Origin of the sequence: Aquidulcibacter sp. (assembly GCF_020253525.1) — a bacterium.
Taxonomy (GTDB): Bacteria; Pseudomonadota; Alphaproteobacteria; order Caulobacterales; family Aquidulcibacteraceae; genus Aquidulcibacter.
Genome location: NZ_JADCBK010000151.1, coordinates 1 through 21371 on the forward strand (window position 1 = coordinate 1; position 21371 = coordinate 21371).

Annotated in this window: 20 protein-coding genes; 11 read left to right on the forward strand and 9 right to left on the reverse strand. The window is 53.6% G+C overall.

Annotated features, from left to right (window positions below; genetic code table 11):
* The 8 genes from IOB61_RS15390 to IOB61_RS15425 form a co-directional block, all read right to left on the reverse strand.
* On the reverse strand, window positions 1–846 hold an 846-nt coding region (locus IOB61_RS15390), incomplete at its 3' end, for an ammonium transporter (RefSeq protein ID WP_367272864.1).
* A 258-nt stretch (window positions 847–1104) separates the two neighbouring features.
* The gene (locus IOB61_RS15395; RefSeq protein WP_290818630.1) at window positions 1105–2058 is read right to left on the reverse strand and encodes a tyrosine recombinase XerC; all 954 of its coding nucleotides are present in this window, start codon (window positions 2056–2058) and stop codon (window positions 1105–1107) included.
* Entirely contained in the window at window positions 2055–2747 is a 693-nt protein-coding gene (locus tag IOB61_RS15400) for a DUF484 family protein (RefSeq protein WP_290818632.1), read from the reverse strand. Before IOB61_RS15400 ends, IOB61_RS15395 begins: the two co-directional genes overlap by 4 nt.
* A gap of 150 nt (window positions 2748–2897) precedes the next feature.
* The gene (locus IOB61_RS15405) at window positions 2898–3659 is read right to left on the reverse strand and encodes an alpha/beta fold hydrolase (protein WP_290818666.1); all 762 of its coding nucleotides are present in this window, start codon (window positions 3657–3659) and stop codon (window positions 2898–2900) included.
* Window positions 3660–3722: 63 nt separating this feature from the next.
* Window positions 3723–4220 carry an RNA pyrophosphohydrolase gene (locus IOB61_RS15410; RefSeq protein ID WP_290818634.1) on the reverse strand — a complete coding sequence of 166 codons (498 nt, stop codon included), beginning with the start codon at window positions 4218–4220 and terminating at the stop codon, window positions 3723–3725.
* The gene (locus IOB61_RS15415; RefSeq protein ID WP_290818636.1) at window positions 4217–5524 is read right to left on the reverse strand and encodes a divergent polysaccharide deacetylase family protein; all 1308 of its coding nucleotides are present in this window, start codon (window positions 5522–5524) and stop codon (window positions 4217–4219) included. The genes IOB61_RS15410 and IOB61_RS15415 overlap by 4 nt, the downstream gene beginning before the upstream one ends.
* 117 nt (window positions 5525–5641) lie before the next feature.
* Entirely contained in the window at window positions 5642–6574 is a 933-nt protein-coding gene (locus tag IOB61_RS15420; protein ID WP_290818638.1) for a class I SAM-dependent methyltransferase, read from the reverse strand.
* Window positions 6575–7384, reverse strand: coding sequence for an RNA methyltransferase (locus IOB61_RS15425; RefSeq protein WP_290818640.1), 810 nt, complete (start codon window positions 7382–7384; stop codon window positions 6575–6577). It abuts the gene before it with no gap.
* A 385-nt stretch (window positions 7385–7769) separates the two neighbouring features.
* Between IOB61_RS15425 and IOB61_RS15430 the strand changes: the two genes are divergently transcribed.
* Both IOB61_RS15430 and IOB61_RS15435 read left to right on the forward strand, forming a co-directional pair.
* Window positions 7770–8396: an OmpA family protein gene (locus IOB61_RS15430; RefSeq protein ID WP_290818642.1), complete on the forward strand. Its 627-nt coding sequence runs from the start codon at window positions 7770–7772 to the stop codon at window positions 8394–8396.
* A gap of 41 nt (window positions 8397–8437) precedes the next feature.
* Window positions 8438–9409: a hypothetical protein gene (locus tag IOB61_RS15435; protein WP_290818644.1), complete on the forward strand. Its 972-nt coding sequence runs from the start codon at window positions 8438–8440 to the stop codon at window positions 9407–9409.
* A 12-nt stretch (window positions 9410–9421) separates the two neighbouring features.
* Here IOB61_RS15435 and leuC read toward each other — a convergent pair whose 3' ends face one another.
* On the reverse strand, window positions 9422–10834 hold the full coding sequence (leuC, locus tag IOB61_RS15440; RefSeq protein WP_290818646.1) for a 3-isopropylmalate dehydratase large subunit: 1413 nt from the start codon (window positions 10832–10834) through the stop codon (window positions 9422–9424).
* A 54-nt stretch (window positions 10835–10888) separates the two neighbouring features.
* On the opposite strand from leuC, the gene xth reads away from it, so the two are divergent.
* From xth to IOB61_RS15485, 9 genes are all read left to right on the forward strand, one after another.
* Window positions 10889–11689: an exodeoxyribonuclease III gene (gene xth, locus IOB61_RS15445; protein WP_290818648.1), complete on the forward strand. Its 801-nt coding sequence runs from the start codon at window positions 10889–10891 to the stop codon at window positions 11687–11689.
* A 29-nt stretch (window positions 11690–11718) separates the two neighbouring features.
* Window positions 11719–12264, forward strand: a complete 546-nt coding sequence (locus IOB61_RS15450) for a hypothetical protein (RefSeq protein WP_290818650.1) — start codon at window positions 11719–11721, stop codon at window positions 12262–12264.
* Window positions 12265–12300: 36 nt separating this feature from the next.
* Complete coding sequence (gene leuD / locus IOB61_RS15455; RefSeq protein WP_290818652.1) at window positions 12301–12906, forward strand: 3-isopropylmalate dehydratase small subunit; 606 nt, start codon at window positions 12301–12303, stop codon at window positions 12904–12906.
* 99 nt (window positions 12907–13005) lie between these two features.
* The gene (locus tag IOB61_RS15460) at window positions 13006–13209 is read left to right on the forward strand and encodes a hypothetical protein (RefSeq protein WP_290818654.1); all 204 of its coding nucleotides are present in this window, start codon (window positions 13006–13008) and stop codon (window positions 13207–13209) included.
* Window positions 13210–13265: 56 nt separating this feature from the next.
* Entirely contained in the window at window positions 13266–14333 is a 1068-nt protein-coding gene (gene leuB / locus IOB61_RS15465; RefSeq protein WP_290818656.1) for a 3-isopropylmalate dehydrogenase, read from the forward strand.
* A 293-nt stretch (window positions 14334–14626) separates the two neighbouring features.
* Entirely contained in the window at window positions 14627–17194 is a 2568-nt protein-coding gene (locus IOB61_RS15470; RefSeq protein WP_290818658.1) for a TonB-dependent receptor, read from the forward strand.
* Between the two features lie 104 nt (window positions 17195–17298).
* Window positions 17299–18348 (forward strand): chromophore lyase CpcT/CpeT, encoded by a 1050-nt coding sequence (locus tag IOB61_RS15475; protein ID WP_290818660.1) that lies wholly within the window; start codon window positions 17299–17301, stop codon window positions 18346–18348.
* 164 nt (window positions 18349–18512) lie between these two features.
* The gene (locus IOB61_RS15480) at window positions 18513–20597 is read left to right on the forward strand and encodes a methyl-accepting chemotaxis protein (protein WP_290818662.1); all 2085 of its coding nucleotides are present in this window, start codon (window positions 18513–18515) and stop codon (window positions 20595–20597) included.
* Window positions 20598–20681: 84 nt separating this feature from the next.
* Window positions 20682–21371 (forward strand): TauD/TfdA family dioxygenase (locus IOB61_RS15485; RefSeq protein WP_290818664.1); only part of this gene is annotated, 690 nt, incomplete at its 3' end.

Here is a 21371-nt window from a genome sequence, read left to right on the forward strand (position 1 = left end):
GATACAGCCGACCAAAGCTGCGATCCCAGCATTGATGTGCACAACTGTACCACCAGCAAAGTCGAGGGCACCAAAGCTCCAGATCAGGCCAGATGTGTAGCTGTCACCTTGCGCTGAAGCGGCTGCCAGGCCGTCTGGACCGGGCCACCACCAAACCATGTGTGCCATTGGATAATAAGAGAGAAGAGGCCAAAGAACGGCGAAAACCACAACAGCTGCGAATTTCATCCGCTCAGCTACACCACCCAAAACAAGCGCTGCGGTAATGGCCGCGAATGTCATTTGGAAAACGACGAACACCAGCTCAGGGATATAAACACCCGTAGAGAAGGTGGCCACAAGAACTGGGTTGCCATCCGCGTCGAGGCCAGCGCCATTGAGGAACAAGCGGTCAAACCCTCCGACGAAGCTGTCGATTTCACCGCCCGATGTGAATGCAAGACTATAGCCCCAAAGCATCCAAGTAATCATGCCAATCACCATTACGGTGGACACCTGCATCAGCATAGACAGCATGTTTTTGGCGCGAACTAAGCCGCCATAAAACAGGGCCAAGCCCGGAATAATCATCAGAAGAACAAGCAGCGTCGAGACCATCATCCACGTGATGTCTGCCTTGTCGACAACCTTTTCTGGCAAAGTTGCTACAAGTTTGGCCGCCGCAGGGGCCGCTTCGGCGGCCGGTGCTGTCGCAGCGGCGACGGCATTGGCTGCGTCCTGTGCGTGGGCTGGTGAAACCAAGCCACTCGCCATTACGAAAATCACTGCTGCTAAGGCGGCCAGCCCAGCTCTTACCAGCGCTTCGAAGCCAAGCTCCGGTCGTGTGCGTGTTGCGATACGTGTCACGTTCGTCGTGCTCCCCACAAGGTTTGCGATCTTGAGCTCAGAATTAGCCCAGTCTCCATCCAAGCCGCAGCGTTAGAAATCGGGCACTTTTGGGCAAGTGTCGGCCTGCCGCTTCCGCGCAATCGAACGGATTAGCTCAAAATTTGAGCATAGAACCGGCGACGTGCTCGCAAACGGGGCAGAGTGTGCTGTGCAAAAATTAGGCGAACATGCGAGTAAGTATGCTTTCAGGCACTACTCAGACCGTTTGTCCTAGATTCAAGCACGAGGGTGGGCATTTGAAAACACGGCAATCATGTGGCTTGGGTCGACCTCCATATAGCGTTGGGTTGTCGACAAGGAGGCGTGGCCCAAAAGTTCCTGAATGGCGCGCAAATCACCACCCGATTGCAGCAAGTGGGTCGCAAACGCATGGCGCAGAGCATGTGGCGTCGCAGAATCGGGTAACCCGAGCTGCCCACGTAACTTTGCCATACTCGCTTGGACCAGCCGAGCGCGAAGCGGACCACCTCGCGCGCCCAAGAATAATGGCCCGTCTGATAGGATTGGATAGGGGCATAATCTCACGTACGCAGCGACAGCGTCGCGCGCGACGGGTAGTGTGGGCACAAGCCTAGTCTTCTGACCTTTCCCCACTATGCGTAGTGTTGAAGATAGGGGCAACTCCGCTCCACGCAGTCCAATGGCTTCTGATATGCGAAGGCCGCAGCCGTAAAGTAGGGTCAAGACCGCCGTATCCCGAGCGCCAATCCAAGCCGCGTCGACGTTTTCAGCCAAATCGATCAATTCGAAGGCCGCGTCACTGGTTACCGGGCGTGGGGGTGAAGGTTTGATCTTCGGACCCCGTACGAAGCTTATGCTTGTATTGGCCATGCCCAATCGCCGGTCCAGAAATGAAAAGTAGGACCGGATCCCTGCAAGCGCCCGGGCCACTGACCGGTCACCAAACGGGGTATTGGCCTGTCTTCGTCGCGCCAAATAAGATCGCAAGTCCGAGGCAGATAATTCTGGCAGGCTAGCCAAAGTTAGACCTTCGCCGCGATGCTGTGCCAAAAAGGTCAAGAAGGCATCGACGTCGCGTTGATAGGCCTCAAGCGTATTGCCTGCGAGCCGGCGTTCGTGTTTCAGCCAGTGCAGCCAAGCAAGGCGGGCTTGGTTTAGGGCCTCGCCCTCATCATGAGATGCTTCGGCTTGACGAGGGCCTTCGCTCACAACAGTCCGTCAGCTGCGAAGCGCGTTAGAACGCGCTCCAACACTCGGGCAAAGAAGGTAACGAGCTCGCCGCCATGGTCAGGCCTGAATGCATCAGGGTCACGGCTGGCAATAGCCAAGATTGCCAAACGGCGCGTCGGCCCAAATTCCAATCGAGCCAGCGCTTCCGAGCTTACCAGCTCGCTACGATCCCCGTAGAGCCAAGCACGTGACCGCTCAATAGGACCCAGGACTGTCGGCTGATGGGTTGGTACCAAGCGTTCAATCGCGGATCCCACCTTATCGAGAGCTTGGCTGGCAGCGTTGGAGTCCGAGACAGCCAAAACACAGACGTCTGCCGCAAGGGCGAACGCTACGTGGCCCGAAAGACGCTCATTCAGATCTTCGGGATCTTGGCTATCCAATACTGCCAAAATGGCCTCTTGAACGCGGATCTGGGCTTCATAATTAGCACGCGCGGTTTCAACAATGGCTGCGAACCGTGAGCGGGCAGCTCGGGTCTCCCGTAACATGCGCTCGCGCGCCAAATCAGCAATTGCAATCACATTTCCGGTGCTCGGCTGCGCCGCGATGCGGTTCAGTAACTCTGTGTCTTCGCGCACAAAGCTTGGATTTTGCATCAAGAAATCGCGGATCAGATCCAAATCGAGTTCTGGTTCGGCAATGAGAGCGGCGTCTTGGTAGGCCATAAGTGGGCAGGATCCGGGACAGGGTTACATGTCCGAGGAGTTTGCCGTGAACAAGGTGAACACGCGGTTACGGAAATCGTATGATTGCACTTTTTTCTGCACATTGTGCAGTAACCTTGATTCTAGGCCAAGCTTTCTCTGTCTGATCGATTATAGGCCTTTTGACTCCAGCCATTCGCAAATGTCTGCGGTCACGGCGGCAGTTTTTGGCTCATCGATAATCCAGTGTGCCGCCCCATCATATTCACGGTAATCCCCGCCAATCCGGGCGTACTTTTGGGCCACTTTGCGTACAGCTTGAATCACTGTTGCGCGATCCTGTACTGCACCAATGGTTAGAATAGGGCATTCGATCGCGTGTTCGTTGATGACGGCCACCCGATGTGGGTCTGTCGTCGGCTTCCCTAGGTGCTGATAAACAAGGCCTGAGTCGTATAGCGCAGATGCATAGATCTCATCATGACGTTCTGGTGCAACCTTATTGAGTACACCCCAGCGAAAGCCGGTTTTCCAGACTTTATAGGATAGCTTTGGATCGCCCTTTAGGACCACATTAGCAAAGGTGAATAAGACGCGCAGATCCTGGACTTGGCAGTCGACTGGTTGGGCTGGTGTGACCAAAATCGCAGCCTTTCCAATGCCTTGCTCTGCCATTTTCTGAACAATCAAGCCACCCATTGAGTGGCCCATTAAAATCGGCTCTTCGCCCGTCGCGCGTTCAATGGCCATTGCTTCGGCTTTGGCGGCCTCAACATAATCATGCAAGCCAAGTGTGGAGAGTTGACCTGTAGGATTTTCTTTGACCCGGAATTGAGGGTAAAGCGTGGGGGTATAAGGTGACCAGCCTTTAGCCTGCAGGAGGGGGGCCATAACGGACCAAGCGTCGCCTCCGCATCCAACCCCGTGAATCATCAGAATTGGCTTTTCCACCTATAATCTCCGACCGTTTCGACCAGAAGGTCATGCCACATAAAGCTAGGCGGCAGCAAGATGGCCAAAGTCCTGCACAATCCGAGTGTAAACCTCTCGCTTAAACGGCACAACGAGATCTGGAAGCGCTTCCAAGCGCTCCCAACGCCACGCATCAAACTCAACTTGCTTATGCGCGTTCAGCTTTACATCGCGGTCAGAGCCCAAAAAGCGTAGAGCATACCAAATTTGCGCCTGCCCTTTGTTGCGGCGAAATTTCCCGCGTTGCATTTCTGGAGGGAAGTCATAGGTCAGCCACTCGGTTGTATGGCCGATAATCGACACAAGATTCGGACCAATGCCCGTTTCTTCGCCGAGTTCCCGCAGCGCTGCGGTTTCAACATCCTCGTTGCGGTCAATTCCGCCTTGTGGGGCTTGCCAAGCATGTTGACCGTTAAAGCCACGACGCTTGCCGACCCATACCAACCCCCGCATGTCAAACAACAAGATGCCCACATTCGGCCGATAGCCTTCTGGTGGAGCAGGAATCGTCTCTATACTCATGATGTAACCGCGGATGCTGGAGCTAGGATAAGCCCCCGTCGGGCAGCATCTTTCGCCCACCGCGCAATTTGGTCAATGGTTACACTATAAGCAACCCCAAAGCCGAGGGCCGCTCCCCGTTGCGTCGCCATGGCCTCAAGAGCGCCGAGCTGGGCTGCGATGTCGTCGCTTGAGGGTCTCTGGTCGATGAGTCGATCGGCTTGTGCATTACGGAGCCCTGCTGTACTGGCCGCCGCATCAAGTTGTGAAGCAGAACCATCTGCTATGAAGGCCACGCCGCGTGATCGTAACTGCCGCATGAGGGCGCTACTTGATTCATTTGACGTCGCAAACTTACCACCGAGGTAATTGGTGACGCCGAAATAGCCGCTGGCGCGTGACAATAAAAATTCAAGCCTTCTCTGATTCTCATCAGCGGAGGCTGTGGTCAGTAAGGTATGCGGGCCTGGATCGTTTTCTGGATAGTCGAAAGGCTCCATCGGAATTTCGATTAAGACCTCGTGGCCATTTGCACGCGCTTTATTGATCCAGCCCTGCAAATTTTCCGCATAAGGCACAAACGATAAGGTCACTTCTGCTGGCAATTCATCAATGGCGCGCTGAGTAATCCTCGCATTAAGTCCGAGGCCACCAACAACCAAAGCAACCTTTGGCCTACCTGTGTCGGAAAAGGGTTTGCGATAGACGTCAAAGACAGTTCTATTGCCGGTTCCAATGATTGGTAACAAGCCACCAGGTCCTTGCTGGTGGACGCCGGCAGCTGGGGCCTGCGTCAAGGGAGCGCCTACTTGTCCGCGATAGACTTGTACACCTCCTTCGGTGCTTGGGGTCCCAAATGAAGGAGCCAATATCCGAGCAGTGCCGGATACCGTCGGTATTTGTGCGGCCGAGGCCGCCGTTGCGGCACCCGTCACGGTTGGGCTTTTGGCTTCTGTAGCCAGGCGCATGGCTTCTGCCTCGCTTATAGCCTGATCTGCCGCGCTAGGCGACTTCGGCGGCGGCGTTCCGGGCAGCCAAGGCGTCATTGCACCATCCGGTAGTCGCCATGGTAACCAACCCATCGCCATACCTTGCGTCGCAAGGTCAATTTTTGGTTCCATACTTGCCGTCGCAGGCTTTGCTGTCGCCGGATTATAGCGCGGCACTTCGAGGATAGCGCTAGGCCCGGCATCTGCTTCATTACCCAAAACTTGAATTGCTCCTGCACTCAAGCCCAGCGCTAAGAACAGCGTTGCAAGGCTCAAGCCGGTGTGCTTGAGGCCGATGGCCAAAGGTTTAGCATTTAAAGTCTGTGTAGCTGCCATGATGCAGAGAGGTCCATTTCGACCTGATTCACTGACCTGCATCGGTTAACGATTCAGAAACATCAGCGTGCGGCTGCTGAATATCTTGTTCGTTTCGCAGCTTATCTCGGATTAATTCTAACGAGACCAGCGTGCAAAAATCGCGGTCGGAAGCAGCCGACTAGACCCATGCTCCGGGATTGCCATTTCACCAGCTTCGCGCTGACCAGCTCGATCACCAAGTGCGGCCGCCAATCCATTATCAAGGGCCAAGAAACTCAGGCGAACTGCATAAACGGTTGCTACTAGAAAGAGGGCATCGTCTTCGAGCAACTCAACGCAAGCTGATAGGAGGCGGTCTAGCCCCTCTTCCAATTTCCAGATTTCGCCTGTCGGTCCACGGCCGTGCTTTGGTGGGTCTAGTATGATCCCGTGGTATTTGTTGCCGCGGCGGATCTCACGCTCGACAAACTTCAGTGCATCATCAACGATCCAACGAATTGGCCGATCATTAAGCCCGGCTAGCGCTTGGTTTTCACGTGCAAATCCGACCGCCTTTTTCGAGGCATCCACATGTGTGACGTTTGCCCCCGCCTTCGCGCAAATAAGACTCGCTACCCCCGTATATCCGAATAAATTTAGTACTTTCGGGGGTGAGGCTTTGGGGCCTTGCTTGACACGTGCTTCAATAAGGTCGCGGCACCAACGCCAATGTACAGATTGTTCTGGAAACAGGCCCAGATGACGAAATGGGGTGCACCGAGCGTGGAACTTTATGCCTCCCCAAGAAATAGGCCAAGTCTCAGGGACACGCCGGACAAAGCGCCAACGCCCCATTTCCTCAGTCTCTTGACCAGAAAAAGCTGCGTCATAGACCCACTCTTTTTCGCTTAGGCGCCGCGGCCACAGAGCCTGGCTATCTGGACGGATAAATGTATATGGACCGAACCGCTCGAGTTTTTGACCATCGCCAGAATCGATTAGCGCATAATCAGACCAATCATCCGCAGCTAAGATCGGCGCTAGGCGAGTTGATGTGTATTTCACTTGGTTTGTCGGTTTCTGAGCCATCTAATCGCGGGCTCCTTTAAAGCCTTTTTGCCGCCAGATTTCGTAAGTTGTCACCGCCGTTGCAATTGCAAGATTAAGGCTATCTGCGCGCCCAGCCATAGGAAGGCGCACCAAAGCATCGCAGGCGTTTGCCCAGGAATCTGGAATGCCGGATTGTTCATTTCCCATCAAAAGGACTGTCTTAATACCAAAATCTGTTTCGGTGTGGCGGGTTGAGCCTTTGAGTGTGGTCCCAGTCATCTTGAAGCCCTGCATTTTTCGCCACGCATCAAATTCCACAAAATTTGCTCTAGCTACGGGTGCGGAGAAGATCGATCCCATGCTGGCGCGCACCGCCTCAATTGAAAACGGATCACAGCTCTCTTCCAGCAACACAATTCCACCACCACCAACTGAGTCTAAGGTCCTCAGAATTGTCCCAAGATTGCCAGGATCGCGGATCCTTTCCAACGCGATAATCAAGGGAGTGTCAGCCAAATCTGTCAGCGCTGTATAGCGTTGACGGAATAGGCCTAAAACTGACTGGGCATTGTCGCGCTTTGCCACGGCTTCAAGCACGCGATCGGAAACACGCGCTACTCTAGCGCCGACCCTAAGGGCCTGTTGAGCAAGGGATTGTACGGCGGGCCGCGACTCTGAAGCTGCGGAGAACAATAGCGCTTCGAGGTCCCAACCCAAGTCAAGTCCTTCACCAACGTGGCGTGCGCCTTCAGCGAGAAATAAGCCAGACTCTGTTCTCGCCTTCTTGCGGTCAAGCGACTTGGCTAATTTGACCAGATTGTTCTGCGGGCTTGTCACGTCGTGGATCATGTCTTCCTCATAGCGTGAGATTGCCCCAATGGGAGAGTGAAGTCCGCAAAATGCTGTGTTTTTTGCACGCCAGACGCGAGTGCACTTGCTTTCCAGTGCCGTTGAAATGAAGATGTTTTCCCTATTATTCAATCATGAGGCCAAGCGAGTGCTTTTCGTTCACTTGGCTTGTAGCTTCAAAAACTGAAACGGCAAACAAAGCATGCTTAATCCAAAGAATTGCTGGCCAGTCTTTGTGCTTGGTGCCTTAGGTTTGGCAATTCTCACTTGGGTGGGCCATCAACGGATGGTGGTTTTGCAAGAAGAAACACGTTCCATGGCTCAAGAAAGCTTGGATAAGACTGGTTTTACTTTCGCGCGAGCAGAAACTTTCGAAGAGCGTTTGATGATTAGCGGTTACGCGGTAGATAAGGCGACCGCCGAAGCCGCCTGTCAGACCGTGGTGGAAGCCGTAAAGGATCGCGTTTCTCTGCCAGGCGTTTTTGCCAAAATTGACTGTCGTGGCATCAGCTATCCCGGCTCAGCAGTGGTACGTTCGCCCTTGCCAACCACCCCTGAAGTGGGCGTAGCGGCTTCCGGAAAGCCCGTCGAGCCTACTTCTCAGCAAGCACAAGTTACATGCCAAAGTCGTCTAGCTGAAGCCGGGAAAAGTGGCTTCATTCGCTTTGAAAAGGGCAGTAGCCCGTTGCTTGCTGGTCAAGAGGTTCTAGACCGCGTTGCAGTCGTTGCAAAAGAGTGTTCGACTTTTAAAATTGAAATCGGCGGCCATACCGATACGGGGGGCGCGGCTGATCTCAACCAGAGATTGTCTGAGCAGCGCGCAAACACGGTCCGCGACTTTTTGATATCAAAGGGTGTGCCTGCTGACCAAGTCATTGCTAAGGGATATGGCGAAAGCCAGCCCTTGGTGAATGACTTCCCGAATGGCAATAGCGATACTCCCGGTCAGCCGGATAGCCCACTACGGGAACAAAACCGTCGAATCGAATTCAAAATTATTGGGTCGAACTAAAAGCCCATTCACCCTGCTCACGGAAGGCAAGGACCAAAGCCATGTTTCTGTTAAGTCAAATGCTTCTGATCGTGCTGGTCTCCGCAGCGATCGGCGCTTTTCTGGCCCGCGTACTCAATCTCTGCAATTGCAACACGGAGGAATTGCAAGAAGAGCTTCGTATTGTCCGCGAAGAGCGCGATGAGTTGAAGCGACAGGTTACAGCCGGAGCGGGCTCGATACTCGCTGACGCAATAGGGACGCGCAAAGCGGCAGCACTCGAAGCTGAGTTGGCTGAACTCCGATCTCGCGCCGATGAATTGGCTGCCCAAAACGCGAAGCTGCGCGAAGGGGACGGCATGGGTGAGGATGTCGCTGCGTTGAAATGGCGCAACAAATATCTTGAGGCCCGCGTTTTGTTTTTTGAGGGTAGGGATGCCGGCGGCAGCGTTGAAACGCCGCCTATGCCAGAGCAAATGACTTCGACAAAACGCGTTCAGGAAGCGGAAGCTTCTCCCGTGGCCTTTATCGCTGCCGCTAATGAGCCTGCAAAGCGCGGACGAAAGAAAGTTGAGCCTGTAGTTGAGGCTATTGCGGAGCCCGCGGTGGCTCCGGAACCCGTCGTGTCAGCACCCGTGCCTGTCAAAAAGCGAAAAGTGAAAGTTGTCGCGCCACCCCCGCCGCCCCCGCCACCAGAGCCAATAAGCAATTCGAACTTCACTCCATCGCCATTGGCCGCTTTATCACCCGAGGCTTTGGAAGAGGCAGTTAGTTTGGCGGGAATCGGCAAAGCTCCCCCGCGGTCGCGTCGTCGCGCCAATCCAGATGAACTCTTGTTGATCGACGGGGTGGGTCCAAAGAACAAGGCTTGGCTCAATGACCAAGGCATTTATTACTTCTATCAGATCGCCACGATGAATATCGACCAAGTGGCTTGGTTGTCCAAGAACCTACCAACGTTTGGTGCGCGGGTATACCGTGAAAACTGGGTCGCCCAATGTGTCAGATTGGCTCGTGGCGAACCGGCACGCTAAAGGTTTCCCCCTTTAGACCAGTAGTTCCCGGACATCGCTTAACCGACCTGTGAGGGCCGCGGCCGCTGCCATTGCGGGTGAGACGAGATGGGTGCGCCCATCGCGGCCTTGGCGGCCTTCAAAATTGCGGTTCGAAGTAGATGCACAGCGTTCAAAAGGCGCAAGTCTGTCTGGGTTCATCCCCAAACACATCGAACAACCCGGTTCGCGCCACTCAAAGCCTGCCGCCAGAAAAATTTCGTCCAAGCCTTCTTCTTCGGCTTGATGTCGTACGAGCCCGGATCCCGGCACGATCATAGCACGAACTCCTTCTGCCACTCGTTTGCCGCGAACGAGGTCAGCGACCACTCTTAGATCTTCGATCCGAGAATTGGTGCAAGATCCAATAAAGACGCGCTGAACAGCTAGCTCAGTCATTTTCTGGCCAGCTTCAATACCCATATAGGCTAAGGACCGCCGCGCGGTTTCCCGTTCGATCGGATCACTAAATCGCTCAGGGTCTGGTGCCACTCCATCGATCGCCACTACCTGCTCGGGGCTGGTGCCCCAAGTCACAAGGGGAGCGATACTCTCGGCGCGGATCTCAACTATGCGATCAAAAACCGCATCTTGATCGCTGGCAAGTGTTCTCCAGAAGGATACAGCTTGATCCCAAGCGGCGCCCTTGGGCGCAGACGGACGGCCCTTCAAGTAGGTGAAGGTAACTTCGTCGGGTGCGACCATGCCAGCTCGTGCACCTGCCTCAATCGCCATATTGCAAAGCGTCATCCGCCCCTCTGCGGATAAGCCGCGTATTGCTGAGCCCCGATATTCGATAACATGGCCGGTCCCGCCTGCGGTCCCGATTTTCGCGCAAATGGCCAATGCGATGTCCTTCGCGCCAACACCTGGCGCAAGTGTTCCCTCAACCACAACCGCCATGTTCTTCATTTTGCGGGCGCGCAAGGTTTGTGTCGCCAGAACATGTTCAACTTCGCTGGTGCCAATGCCATGGGCGAGAGCACCAAATGCACCATGTGTGGAGGTATGGCTGTCCCCGCAGACAATCGTCATCCCAGGTTGAGTCCGGCCTTGTTCGGGTCCAACAACATGGACAATGCCATTGCGGATTTCGCCCATTGGGAAGAACTCGATCCCATGCTCGGCGACATTGCGGCTTAGGGTTTGTAATTGCAGACGTGCCTCTGGATCGGCAACTGCATCCACCCCTGCAGCTTGGTTTTCTGTGGGCGTATTGTGATCGGCGACGGCTAACGTGAGGTCGGGGCGCCGTACTTTGCGGCCTGCGGCCCTCAATCCCGCAAAAGCTTGTGGGGTGGTGACCTCATGGATTAGGTGTAGATCGATGTAAAGAAGCGAAACACCGTCCTCGGCCGTGCCAACAACGTGGTTATCCCAAATCTTGTCATAAAGTGTCTTTCCCATACTTTGCCGCTTAGCGCACTTTCCCATTTCTCCCAAGTCGCTTAAGCCAGTCGGATGACACGTCTTTCAGTTGCCACTTGGAACATCAATTCTGTTCGCCTGCGCGCGGGGCTGGTACAGCGCTTCGTTGAAGAATATCGCCCGGATGTCTTGTGCTTGCAGGAAATCAAGTGCCGCAATGGCGAGTTTCCATCCGCAGCCTTTACTGAGATGGGCCTCCCGCACTTACATATACGCGGGCAGAAGGGCTGGCATGGTGTTGCGATTGCATCGCGATTGCCCCTCGAAGAGGCCGAAGAGCCTGCTTTTTGTCGTCACGACGAGGCACGTGTCGCCTCGGTGAAAGTTGCGGGTGTCGTAATCCACAATTTGTATGTTCCTGCCGGTGGCGATGAGCCTGATACTGAGATCAATTCGAAATTTGATCATAAGCTATCGTTTCTGGATCGGATGGAGGCCCATTATGCTGCCCGCAAGAGCTCTGATCCATTAGTGGTGGTTGGCGACTTGAATGTCGCACCCGGTGAATATGATGTCTGGGGTCACAAGCAGCTGCTGAATGTTGTCAGCCATACGCCAATTGAGACTGAGGCTATGGGACGGATCCTTACGCGCGGTGGGCTTGTGGATTTGGCGCGGGTTGCCCATCCGCCATCTGAGAAAGTGTTTTCATGGTGGAGTTATCGATCTCCGGATTGGACCAAGAATGATCGTGGTCGCCGACTGGATCATATTTGGGCCAATACCGACTTTGCATCCCGCTTCATTCGAGAAAGTTTTACCATTCACAAAGATGCACGGGCATGGGAAAAGCCCAGTGACCACGTCCCCGTCGTGGCTGCATTTGAGGTTTAGCAAAAATGGCGAAGCGACAAGGCTCGGGCATGTTTGTGCCGCTCATGATTATCGGTGCCACCATTTTTGGGTTGGGGGCCTATCAGGCCACAAAGCCAAAACCGGTGGACATCAATCCCACCTTCCAAGCCATTGATAATCCTCGCACCATGCAGGCGCCCCCGCCGCCTCAGGCTGGCAAAGACGCTGCGCAGTTGGCAGCTGAAGAGAGTGCCACTGAAGGCAAAACAGAGCCAGCACCAGATCCCGAAAAGACATTAAGGCTGAATGACGCCCCTTGGTTGAAAGCTATCATGGGCGGCGTCTTAGGCGAATTTCGCGGTACGGTAGTCAAGGCACTTCAAAAGGAGCAGGCCAATGGCAACCTCAATTGCAGCCCGGTTTTGACTAAGGCTTCCGAAGCTAAGTTAAGTGCTTTGGAGGAGGTGAGTTGTACTGACAGGGAAGGTGCTGTTTTCACGGGCCAGTTCGATCCCAACGGCGAAGGTACGCTGGAGATCAAGTCACAAGATAAAGAGATGATCACGATCGAAAAGTCCGGTGGTAAGTTTAGCATCACCGTCAATGAGCCCTAAAGTGCGATCACCAATATTCTAACTAGGACAACTCCAATGAAGAAGTTTACCAAATTGGCCGCCCATGCAGCGCCCCTGCCGGTTGCCAATATTGATACCGATCAGATTATTCCAAAGCAGTTTTTGTCGACAGTGGAACGCACAGGGCTATCGCGCGGTCTCTTCTTTGACATGCGATTTTTGTCTGATGGATCTCCAAATCCCGACTTTGTCTTGAACCAGCCAGCCTATTCGGGGGCCAAGATTCTGATTGCAGGGCCTAATTTTGGCTGCGGCTCCTCGCGGGAACACGCACCATGGGCGCTTTTGGATTACGGGATCGAATGCGTAATCTCCACCTCTTTTGCCGATATCTTTTTCAATAACTGCTTTAAGAACGGCGTACTTCCCTTGGTTTTGGAAGCCGCGCAAGTCGAAGCATTGATGAACCAAGCCAATGGTCAAAACGCGCGATTTGAAATTGACCTCGCCGCCCAGACCTTAACTGCGCCAGATGGAAGTGTTTACCATTTTGAGATCGATCCAGGTCGAAAAAAGTCTTTGCTAGAGGGGTTGGACGAAATCGGACAGAGTCTGATGCAGCATAATCAAATCTCGGAGTATGAACACAAAAGAAAGTTAATGACGCCTTGGTTGGGCTGAAGGTATTAAAAAAATTAGATAAAATGCTTTTCAAAGCCGTTCATATCTGCTTAACTTCTGTTACTAATTCGTTAATGGTATCAGACAGAGGCAGATTTCGTGCTCGATCTATTTTTCGATCCAGGGTTTCTGAGCGGTTTGGCCGCTGCCGTCGGACCGTTAGCGTTTTTTGTTGCTCCTACGGAAGAAATCGAGGCCATGATCTTCGATAGCCAAGCCGAAGAAACTGGTTTCAACTCCTACGAAGCGGATGCTGGAATCTCTCAGCCCGCCTTGTCAGCTGGTTACCGCGAAGCCGCCTGACAAAGACCTCAGCATTGTCTCGTGACAGCCAAGCATTTCGTGGCTATGGGCGATGGATGACAAACAAACTGCTTCTTTTGCCTGGTGATGGTATTGGCCCCGAAGTGATGAATGAGGTTGAGCGTGTGCTCGACCGGTTGATTTCGTATCATGGTCTCAAGCTCGATGTTGAAACAGCCTTGTTTGGTGGGGCAAGCCTCGATGTCAATGGCGTGCCCATTACGGATGCGGTAGTGACACAGGCGAAATCAGCCCAAGCAGTGCTGATGGGGGCTGTCGGCGGGCCGAAATGGGTTTCTGTTGCTCGTGAGTTGCGCCCCGAGATGGGCTTGCTACGCCTTCGTAAAGAGATGGATGTTTACGCTAATCTTCGTCCTGCCCTTTGTTTTGCCGCGCTCGCCGATGCGTCAGGCTTGAAGCGGCACTTGGTCGAAGGCCTAGACATCGTTTTTGTGCGTGAACTCACCGGAGGTGTTTACTTCGGTACCCCACGTGGGATCGAGACGTTGGCGGACGGCACTAAGCGCGGTTTTGACAACCAAGTTTATACCAGCGACGAGATCCGCCGGGTTGCACGGGTGGCGTTTGAGCTTGCACGTAAACGTTCAAATAAGGTGACCAGCCTAGAAAAGTCCAATGTCATGGAATCTGGTCTCCTATGGCGGCAAGAGGTCACAGCACTGCACGCGAGCGACTATGGTGATGTTCAGCTCGAGCACATGTATGCCGACAATGCGGCCATGCAATTGGTGCGTGCCCCGCAGCAATTTGATGTTCTTCTGACGGATAACTTGTTTGGCGATGTCTTATCTGACCTCGCAGCTGCCTGCACGGGTTCCATTGGGTTGCTGCCGTCGGCAGCGCTGGGCGATGCGGGTAAGCCCGGACTATATGAGCCTATTCATGGTTCTGCGCCTGATATTGCAGGCAAAAGTCTCGCCAATCCTGTGGCCGCGATTTTGTCGCTCGAGATGGCTTTGCGCTGGTCCTTTGGTGAAGTTGACCTTGCTGACCGTGTGTTTCTGGCTGTTGAGGCAGCTCTCAACCAGGGCGCACGCACGGCTGATCTAGGCGGAACTCTCTCGACGGCCGATATGGGCAAGGCGATCCTCGCGACACTTTAGGCCTGATCTCGGCCTACAAAGAGCTTTAGAATTATTGGATCATGGCCCAGCTTCACCGCAGAGGCCGGTTTCTCGCGTATGCTTGATGCCAACTCAACCAAGTCCATAGCGGCGTGTTCTGAGCCCCTGTTTGCCGCAACTGTTGCTCATTGGCCACTAAAGCAAGACAACGCGATAAATTTTCACAGAATAGACCTTCCCAGAATTTGATATACTCTTTACACAAATGTCATCATCCGTGATCCAGCCGCCGGTGCGTTCAGCGGGGACCACATTCCAAAGAGGAAGACCATATGACACAGCGCTTACTTTTGACTGGTTCTGCAGCCCTGATGGCCCTCGCGATTGCGATGCCAGGTACTTCCTTCGCCCAAGCAGCATCGGACACGGAAGCAGATCGTTCTAAAGTTGAGACGATCATTGTAACGGCTCGGAAGACTCAAGAGACACTTATCTCAACGCCGGTCGCGGTAACTGCCGTTGGGGCATCGGATGTGTCGCGGTTAAACATTCAAGCAATCGATGATCTAGCGCGCTTCACACCCGGCCTTTCGTTCTCAAAAGCCTTCGGTCGCGCAACAGACCGGCCCGTTGTTCGTGGTGCTGCCTCGATCCTTGCCGGGACGCAGCCAGGTGTGGAAGCTGGTACCGCTTATTTCGTTGACGGGGTCTACTATCAAGGTGACATTTCCTCGATCGATTTGGCCGATGTGACCCGCGTTGAAGTGATTAAGGGTCCACAATCGGCACTCTATGGCCGCAATACCTATTCTGGTGCCATCAACTTCATCACCAACAGTCCAGGCAATTCTTTGAAGGCTGGCGCGACGCTGTCGATTGGTTCCCATAATGAGCAGAGCGCGAATCTGCGCTTAGCAGGTCCGATCACCTCTTGGCTTTCCGGTGGTTTGGCCGCGCGTTATTATACTTATGATGGCGAATGGGGGAATTCCGCGGCCCGCGATGATAAGCCTCTTGGCTCAGAGCAAACCAAGTCTGTTAGTGGGGTCTTAGAGGCTCGCCCAATTCAAGGCTTTACCTTGCGCGCTCGTGTCGTGCATGCAGAAGATGAGGATGGTCCACGCGCCTTTGGCTTCCAACCCTCTAGCAAGAATAATTGCTTCCCAGGGTATCGCTCAAATGCCTATCGTGGTGCAGCCGCCACAACGGATAACAATCCAAACCAATGGTTCTGCGGCGTTATCAAGGATACAGGTGTCTATTTCCAAAACACAGGCGGCAATGGAACCCGGCCAGCGGCTCCCTTCTTGGGCGTTGAGCGCGACCTTACTTTCGGATCACTCATCGCAGATGTCGACCTGCCAAATGACTACAGCGTCAACGTCAGCTATGGTTTCCGGGATGAAACATTGAAGACTGGTTCGGACTCGGATTTCCTGAATGGGGCATCCTTCCCTCAAGCTGTTGGTGCTAATGGGATCACGGCTTCAAACTCATTGTTTGGAAGCTCAGGGACTACCGAGTCAAAGGACATGTCGTTGGAGGTGAAGCTGTCTTCCCCACAAGATAAACGCGTCCGTTGGATGTTAGGCTTGTATGGCTATAGCCTTGATCAGACTGGATTTTCGATTGACTTTGCGGTCGATGCAGGCGCGGCAGCTACCCCTGTAAATGGCGTCATCATGACGCAAAAGAACTTGACCAACTCCACCTCGAATGGCGCTATCTTCGGCCGCTTGGGCTTTGACATTACAGAAACCCTTTCATTGGACCTTGAAGCACGTCAGCAAGCTGAAAAGCGGTCGACCCAGAATTTCTGTGCTGCCGTAAGAACCAGCCCAATTGTAGCCCCAACTTGCACGGGCTTCGTGAGTGGTGCAAACGTCGCGGGCGTGCCAGTTGGTGGTTTGACCTATGACGACACCCGAACATTTGACTCCTTCACACCGCGTGCCACTTTGACGTGGAAGCCAAATGAAGATCAAACCATCTATGCCATCTATGCTGAGGGCACCAAACCAGGCGGCTTGAACGGTACTTTGGGCATTGCGAATGGTTTCCCTCAATTCGAGCCTGAAACTTCGACCAACTACGAGATCGGCTACAAGGCCCGTTTGTTTGATGGTCGCGGGACCTTGGCTCTGTCAGCCTATGATACGAAGGCTGACAAGATGCAGCTCACCACAGCGGTATCGGGTTCGTCCGGCGTTTTGACTTCGATCGTTACCAACCAAGGTAATGCTGAGATTAAGGGATTTGAAGCGGATTTCCGCTTCCGCGTGACCGACAATTTAGGCTTCAGCGTGAACTATTCTCACATTAGCACGGAATTCACCGAAGGCTGTGATGAGTTCCAGTATACGCTGACTTCCGGCGGATATCAGATCGGTACTACCTGCACCAGCACACGTCGCGTTGCTGGTTCGCCAAATCCACCACCATTGCCAAACGGCTCCGTGGTCCCACTGCCGGGGGCGAATGGTTCGATCGTTGGGGCCAAGATACCCCTTGTTCCGGCTGACCAAGCCAGTTTCAACATCGACTATACCCGTCAATTGGGTGCAAACTTGGAATTGTTTGCGTCGGCGGATCTTTCTTATGAAGGAACCAAATACATCCAGGTCCACGGCGGTGCCGAAACTGGGGAGACCACTTTGGTCGGTGGGCGTGTTGGCGTTAGTGGCGAACGTTGGAAGTTGTCGCTCTGGGGTAAGAACTTAACTGATGAAGACACTATCCCCATCGCGACCCGTTGGTTTGACGTCTTCCAAGGTTCAGCAGCGGCAGCAGGCCTGACCGGTGCAGCTGCCTCAGGAATCGACACAGGCAGCCCCCGCGCTTTCTTCTTCATGCCGCGCCGCGGTCGCAGCGTAGGCCTTGAGCTGAAGGTGAATTACTGATCCCTTTCTGACCGCAGCAATTCAGCCCGGCGCATCCTGCGTCGGGCTTTTTTGTGAACAAGAGCCGTAATGCTTTGCACTGTTACAACCCACAGGAGGCGCTCATGAACGCGAAATCTCTCCCTTCTTGGACTGCTTTCGTTTTTCTGGGTCTGATCGCGTGCCTAGCTCCCCAGGTTACAGCACAAGAGCGGGCTCCCAACGCGCAAGACGTTTTGGCCAAGGATCTCCGCCTCCTCCTAGATTATTTTCCTGGCCGCTATGACAATGATCTACAAGTCTACTTTGATGGCGAACTCAACACGCCTGACAGTGAACGCAATGGCCGGATACACTCGATTTTTGCGCCGGTGACATTGCCAGCATTCGGTCCAAACATGTTCTATGTGGAACAGTTTTCCGACAATGACCCAAATAAAATCTATCGCCAGCGCTTATATCGCTTTTCCATAGATGCAGCCGAGAAGGCGATTAAGCTTGAAATTTTTGCACCTTCGGCGGCACAAGCTCAAGCGATCAAGGGAGCGCATTTAGATCCGAGCAAACTTACTGTCCTTAGTCCGGCAAATATGACGCTTTACCCAGGCTGCGAAGTCTTTTGGCGTCGCCAAGAGCAGCAGTTCATTGGCACTATGAAGCCCAGTGCCTGTAGAGTTAAGTCCCAGCGTACCGGCAAAACGCTGATCATCACGGACAGCTTGGTCCTGAGCAATCGCAGCATTACCATTCTAGATCAGGCGGTCGACGAAACTGGCGCTTATGTTTATGGGAACAAGGCGAATGTACCGCACAAGCTCAGAAAGGCCCGGCCTTTCACATGCTGGACCTCAGTGTTGCGCGGGGCGAAGCACGGCGACGCTGGAATCGGTTTAGAAAGTTGGACGTTTGAGCGCGGTTGGATTCATGATCAGGGCGGTGAGCTTTCCGTAAAAACTGACGAAACGCCAGCGCGCGAGTTCTATTTGCGTTTACGTATGGTCGAGTGGCCTTATGGCACAAACCGGCCTTCATTAACGCTCTACGTTCATGAAAAAGGCAATCCCCGCGCCATTTCTTATTCCTGGGCAGATGAAGGTGCAAATCGGGTTGGTATCAATTTGCGTTGGCTCCAAGCCAGTTGCACCATGGCAGGCCCAGAACGACAGTTCAACTAGCTTAGGTTGTCATAATTCTTGCGGATCACTAAGTAAAAATTGCACAACTATTCACGTTTTTGTGAATAATTTCACGCATCCGTCATATGTAGATGCAAATTAAGCAATAAGAAACAAAGCTAACATTAAAGCATCCTCCGATTAGATTTAAATTGGAGTCGCTCATGTCAATGAAAACCATCGCCATGGCTGCCTGCGCGGGCATTACACTTACAACAATTGTTTGTTCTGCCTTCGCACTCTCGCAGTCTTTGGAAAAGCGACAAGCTGGTCAAGCATTGGTGTCGTCGGTTTTGGTTAGCGACAAATTGTATGATGCTACGACAAAGTTATCTCTTGAGCGGTCCCTTACTCAAGTTGGCCTTAACCTACCAACAGCCTTACCGGCTGAATTGTCTGGCCTCCTGTCGCAGCAGCGAGCAACGGTCGACAAAAGCTTTGGAGAGTTAAGCTCATTAGTTGCGGTCACGCCGCATCTCGATCAGTCGGATCAGTTTACGAAATCGCTGAACGATTACCTCGACCGAATCAAGTCTCTACGAGGGAGTGCCGATCCAGCTCTTACTGTAGATGCAAACATGCGGGATCCCAACCTCGTTCGTACGGTCCCAGCAAGTATAAAGGCTACTGTAGAGGCCATTCGGTCACTTGATTCTGAACTGATGCCAGCCGACGCTGTAGCGCCCAGTGCCGTGATCAATTTGCAAGCGATTCAGCGCCTGGCCTGGGAATTGCGGGAGTTTGGTGGACGAGAGCGCACAATTTTGGCCATCGCAACCGCCACTCAATCCCCAATCTCGGCTGAGCAATTAGGTCAGGCTACGGTCTATGCAACGCGTGCCCAGGCTGCCATGACCGAAATCAAGATGCGCACGGCTCATCCCCAAACACCAGAGGCGGTTAAAGCAGCGGTTGCAAAAATTGAAGCGGCCTATTTTGGCACCTACGCCCAAACGCGTTCCAAACTGTTCGCCAATGCGGCAACCGGCAACTATGGCATGGACCTAAACAGTTTCTTTGGAGAGTCTTCGGGCGCACTTGCCACGGCTGAGGAATTGGTAACGCTTGCGGGCCGCGACCTCGATAGCGAGTCCAGCAAAATCTCAGACGCTGCCAATAACATGGTTATGTTCACCCTGTTCCAAGCGATTGTTTCATTGGCGATGGTTGGCTTTTTGACTTGGTTCATCAACCGCCGCGTTGCAGCCCGCGTTGTGGCGATCTCGGCGGAGATGCGAGCTCTAGCCGATGGTAAGTTGGATGGCGATATCGACCGCTTTGCATCAAAGGATGAAATTGGCGAAATGGTTGCAGCGCTGAAGGTATTTCAAACCAATGCACGGGAAGTGAGAGCCTTATCCGATAGCCAAACAGAGCAACGCGAGCGCGCAGAAGCAGAAAAGCGCGCCATGATGAGCAGCCTGGCTGATAGCCTTGAACACTCTGTCGGCCAAGTTGTGGAAATTGTCGCTGCCTCGGCAGCCGAACTTACCGCAACCTCAGAGGCATTGGCCCGTACCGCCCGTGAGACCAGCGCGCATTCCGACTCAGTGGCACATAGCGCGGCCACTTCCTCGGCTAATGTTCAGACTGTGGCGTCCGCTTCGGAGGAACTGAGTGCTTCCATCCGTGAGATTGCCCAGCAAGTCACCTCCGCAGCAATGATTGCGCGCCAAGCGGAGGAACGTGCTAGCGCGACCAACGACACGGTTCACGCTTTGTCACGGGCAGCCGAAAAGATTGGGCAAGTGGTGTCATTAATCTCTGACATTGCCTCACAGACCAATTTGCTGGCCCTTAATGCCACGATTGAGGCCGCTCGGGCTGGTGCGGCCGGCAAAGGTTTTGCCGTTGTGGCCTCAGAAGTAAAGAGCCTTGCGGAACAGACCTCTCGGGCTACGGATGAGATTTCAGTCCAGATCAATGAGGTTCAAGCGGCGACGAATGAAGCAGTTGCGGCCATCTCTGGCATTAGCACGACCATTGGTGAGATTAATCAAATCTCCGCTTCGATCAGCGCCGCCGTGGAGGAGCAGATGGTCGTGGTCAATGAAATCACGCGTAATACGATCGACGTTGCCAACGGAACATCTGAAGTGTCTCAGTCGATTAGTCTTGTACAAGCCGGATCGGCGGAAACCGGTGCGGCGTCAGAGCAATCTTTGTCCGCAGCCCGCGAATTGGGCATTCAGGCAACCCGATTGCGTGATGAAGTCGACAATTTCTTGGTCCGAGTGCGGGCCGCCTAGCCCGCCTCACCTCAAAATCGATCTTGACCCATATGCATTTACAATAACACTATTGGGCAAGAAATAGAGACATAGGTGGCGAGGATGCAGATAAAGGCATTAAGTGGTGTTGGGGCAGAGGTGCAGGGAATTGACTTGCGCCACCTTTCCGACAGTCAAGCAACGCTGTTGAAGCATGCCTTTGCCGATCATGGTGTGCTGTTCTTTCGCGACCAAACCCTAACGCCCGACGAGCACATCGCCTTCGCGCGACGTTTTGGCCCTATCAATATCAATCGCTTTTTCAAGGCAACGCCAACCCATCCTGAAATCGCCGAGGTTCGTAAAGAAAAGGACCAAACCACCAATATAGGTGGGGCTTGGCATACGGATCATTCATACGACCAAGTACCTGCTCTGGGATCTGTGCTCGTTGCGCGGGACCTCCCACAGAAAGGTGGCGATACGCTCTTTGCGTCCATGTACGCAGCATATGACGGGTTGTCAGATGGTCTAAAAGAAACGTTGTCTCGCCTTAACGCAGTTCATTCCAGCCGCCATGTTTTCGGGGCGCAAGGGGCCTATCGCCACGAAGGTGGGCAACGTATTGGCAATGCAGAAGCCGCCACTCAGGATGCTGTGCACCCTGTTGTCATTACCCATCCATTAAGTGGACGAAAGGCGCTCTACGTGAATCCAGCTTTCACATTGCATTTTCAAGGGTGGACACAAGAAGAGAGTTGGCCCCTTTTGAGCTATCTCTACCAGCACGCAACTAACGATGAGATCGGAAGA